This is a genomic window from Dolichospermum circinale AWQC310F, assembly GCF_000426925.1.
Lineage (GTDB): Bacteria > Cyanobacteriota > Cyanobacteriia > Cyanobacteriales > Nostocaceae > Dolichospermum > Dolichospermum circinale.
Map to the genome: position 1 here is coordinate 1 of NZ_APIZ01000346.1, position 3,287 is coordinate 3,287.

The following is a 3,287-nucleotide window of genomic DNA, read 5'->3' on the forward strand; positions in this document are numbered from 1 at the left end:
AACAGGGAACAGGGAACAGGGAACAGGGAACAGGGAACAGGGAACAGGGAACAGGGAACAGGAAAGAGGAGGAGAGGGGAAGATGATTTTTTCTCATACTCCCCAATCCAAAATCTAAAATCCAAAATCCAAAATCCAAAATCCAAAATCCAAAATTCAAAATCCAAAATTCAAAATCCAAAATCCAAAATCCAAAATCCAAAATTACTATGACTGGAAAAGAATTACGCCAACTGTTGATTAATAAATGGGGACAGCCCTATGATGTCCAATTTCGCCGCACCCAGGGTAAAATCTTCTTACAAATCATGTGGAAGTACCAAGGCCAAGCTTCTTTCCCCTTGAGCGAAAGCGATTACCAAGATCATCTTGACAGCATTGCTAATTATCTCCATGCTTTAGGAGGAACACAACAAGTAGAAACTTTTATTACCGATACTAAAGAGCGTCCCCGTCTCGGTAAAGCAGTTAGCATTCCTCTTGATTTGGGTGAACGTGCCTCCGAATGGATGGTCTAAAAATTAGGGTATAGTGGGTTAGGCCAATACAATAAAATATCACTATGAGTCAAAAATTTCCGATTTAAGATATAAATAAAATTATCGGGCAGAAAATAAGATATCTGTTACTATCTACACCTATAGTGCTAGATCAACACGGTATTAATAAAGCTATGATTATGAGACGGTTTTGACAGCCTAGTATGCTCTAGGCGAATTATGTTAATTTTTACGAGATGCTACGAGAACACAGTGCAGGGGACGTAAGCTGTGCGAATTCCGCTCGATTACTACAGAATTTTGGGATTACCGTTAGCGGCAACTGAGGAACAATTGCGCCAGGCATACAGCGATCGCATTGTCCAACTACCGCGACGGGAGTATTCAACTACGGCTATATCTTCTCGCAAAGACTTAATTTCAGAAGCTTATATGGTTTTATTAGATGCTAAAAAACGCAAGTCCTACGATGAGCTTTATCTATCTCATATCTATACTGATAACACAACTGCTGATCAAGCGCCATTACCCCTATCTCCCACAGAGACTAACTCCCAACATCTTCATCCTTCAACTCTCAGCATCGAAATCAGCCCAGACCGATTTGTTGGTTCTTTGTTAATTCTCCAAGAACTAGGAGAATATGAGTTGGTATTAAAACTTGGTCGTCCGCATTTAGTCAATAAACATGGTAAAATTGGTGTTAAAACAGGTAATCGTCTCACTCAAGCCGAAATTCCCGAAAACCCAGACTTACCAGATATTATCCTCACTGTGTCTTTAGCTTGTTTAGAGCTAGGACGGGAAGAATGGCAACAAGGTAATTATGAAAATGCGGCAGTTTCTTTAGAAACAGGTGAAGAATTATTGGCCAGGGAAGGATTATTTCCCACAGTTCGCGCCGAAATGACGGCTGATCTTTACAAACTCCGTCCTTACCGAATTTTAGAACTATTAGCACTGCCAAAAGAACAGGTCGCTAAACGCCAACAAGGACTAGAATTATTACAAACTATTTTAGAAGATCGTGGCGGCATTGATGGCAGTGGCAATGATCAATCAGGTTTGAATATAGATGATTTTTTGCGATTTATCCAGCAAATTCGGCATTTTTTAACAGTATCAGAACAGCATAAACTCTTTGAATTAGAAAGTAAACGTCCTTCAGCCGTTGCTACATATTTAGCAGTATACTCATTAATCGCCAGAGGTTTTGCCCAACGACAACCAGCTTTAATTCGCCAAGCCAAGCAAATGTTAATGCAATTAGCAAAACGCCAAGATGTACATTTAGAACAATCTCTTTGTGCTTTGCTGATGGGACAAACCGAAGAAGCCACCCGTGTTTTAGAACTAAGTCAAGAATATGAAGCTTTAGCGTTTATTCGAGAAAAATCCCAAGACTCACCCGACCTGTTACCGGGACTGTGTTTATACACTGAAAAATGGTTACAACAGGAAGTATTTCCCCATTTTCGTGATTTAGGAAAACAGAAAGCCGCTTTAAAAGATTATTTTGCAGATAGACAAGTACAGGCTTATTTAGAATCATTGCCTACAGATGCCCAAACAACTGAACGGGCAGTGATCAATCCTCAATCCTTTCCCCAGCCAGATACTAATCATTTCCGTCACCATGCTCGTGAAACCGGAGAAACACACCACCGACCCGAACCTGAACCTAGCCGGATTTCCATGACGAGATGGAATCATACTGCAACCAATGGAAGTGTAGCTAACCGAGGATCACAAATACCCGTAACACCAACAGCGGCCACCTCCAGCAGCAAATCACATCCAGGTAATCACACTTCTAAACCAGCTACAAACCACCAGCACCCAAGGCGCAGACGACGCAAACCCAGCACCAATAACATTCCACAACGTTTTTTACAGTCTCAAACTAATTTCCTCAGTAGCCTAGATCCGAAAACACGCTTAGTTTGGATGGTGTTCTTCTCATTAGGAGGAGTAGTAGTTTTTTCGTTGTTAGTATCAACAACTGTGGAATTGGTCAAAAATATCTTCTTTTCCAACCCGTCATTACAGGGAGAACAGTTAGCAATAGAACTAAATCAACCACCGATAACCATTCCTGACCCCAACGGCCAACCTGAACCAAGGGACGAAGAACTAACAAATAAGACCGCAAAGGAAGTAATTGAAACTTGGTTATCTGCCAAAGCTGCAGCTTTAGGGGAAAATCATGACATTGATGGTTTAAACAAAATTTTAACCGGTCAGGTTTTATCGCAATGGCGTTCATTAGCCCGGCAAGAACAAGAAGATAAACGCTATCGGCAATATAAACATGATGTAAAAGTGGAATCTGTCTCTAAAAAAGGCACGGATAAAAATTATGTATCTGTAGACGCTACGGTACAAGAAGTTACCCAGTTCTATGAAAATAGCCGACAAAAAAAGTCTTCTCATGAAAACTTGCGTGTTCGCTATGAGTTAGTTCGCAAAGAAGGTAAATGGCTAATTCAGCGAATGTCAGTAATTCAGACGTTTTCGTAATTAGTTAGTGGTCAGTGGTCAGTGGTTAGTGGTCAGTTGTCAGTTGTCAGTTGTCATTGGTCAGTTGTCAGTTGTCAGTGGTTAGTTGTCAGTGGTTAGTGGTTAGTTGTCAGTGGTTAGTTGTCAGTAGTCAGTGGTTAGTTGTCAGTAGTCAGTGGTTAGTTGTCAGTTGTCAGTGGTTAGTTGTTAGTTGTCCGTTGTCACCTGTTCCCTGTTCCCTGTTCCCTGTTCCCTGTTCCCTGTTCCCTGTTCCCTGTTCCCTGTTCC

The 3,287-nt window shown here is 41.3% G+C and carries 2 protein-coding genes and 1 pseudogene; all 3 read left to right on the top strand.

All coding sequences use genetic code 11. From position 1 onward, the window contains the following. Nucleotides 1-209 precede the first annotated feature (209 nt). Nucleotides 210-518: a DUF3067 family protein gene (locus ACIR310F_RS0100290; RefSeq protein WP_028082101.1), complete on the top strand. Its 309-nt coding sequence runs from the start codon at nucleotides 210-212 to the stop codon at nucleotides 516-518. A 252-nt stretch (nucleotides 519-770) separates the two neighbouring features. Then, nucleotides 771-3,020, top strand: coding sequence for an IMS domain-containing protein (locus tag ACIR310F_RS0100295; RefSeq protein ID WP_028082102.1), 2,250 nt, complete (start codon nucleotides 771-773; stop codon nucleotides 3,018-3,020). A 50-nt stretch (nucleotides 3,021-3,070) separates the two neighbouring features. Further along, a pseudogene (locus ACIR310F_RS25045) lies at nucleotides 3,071-3,287 on the top strand (hypothetical protein); the annotation flags it as partial.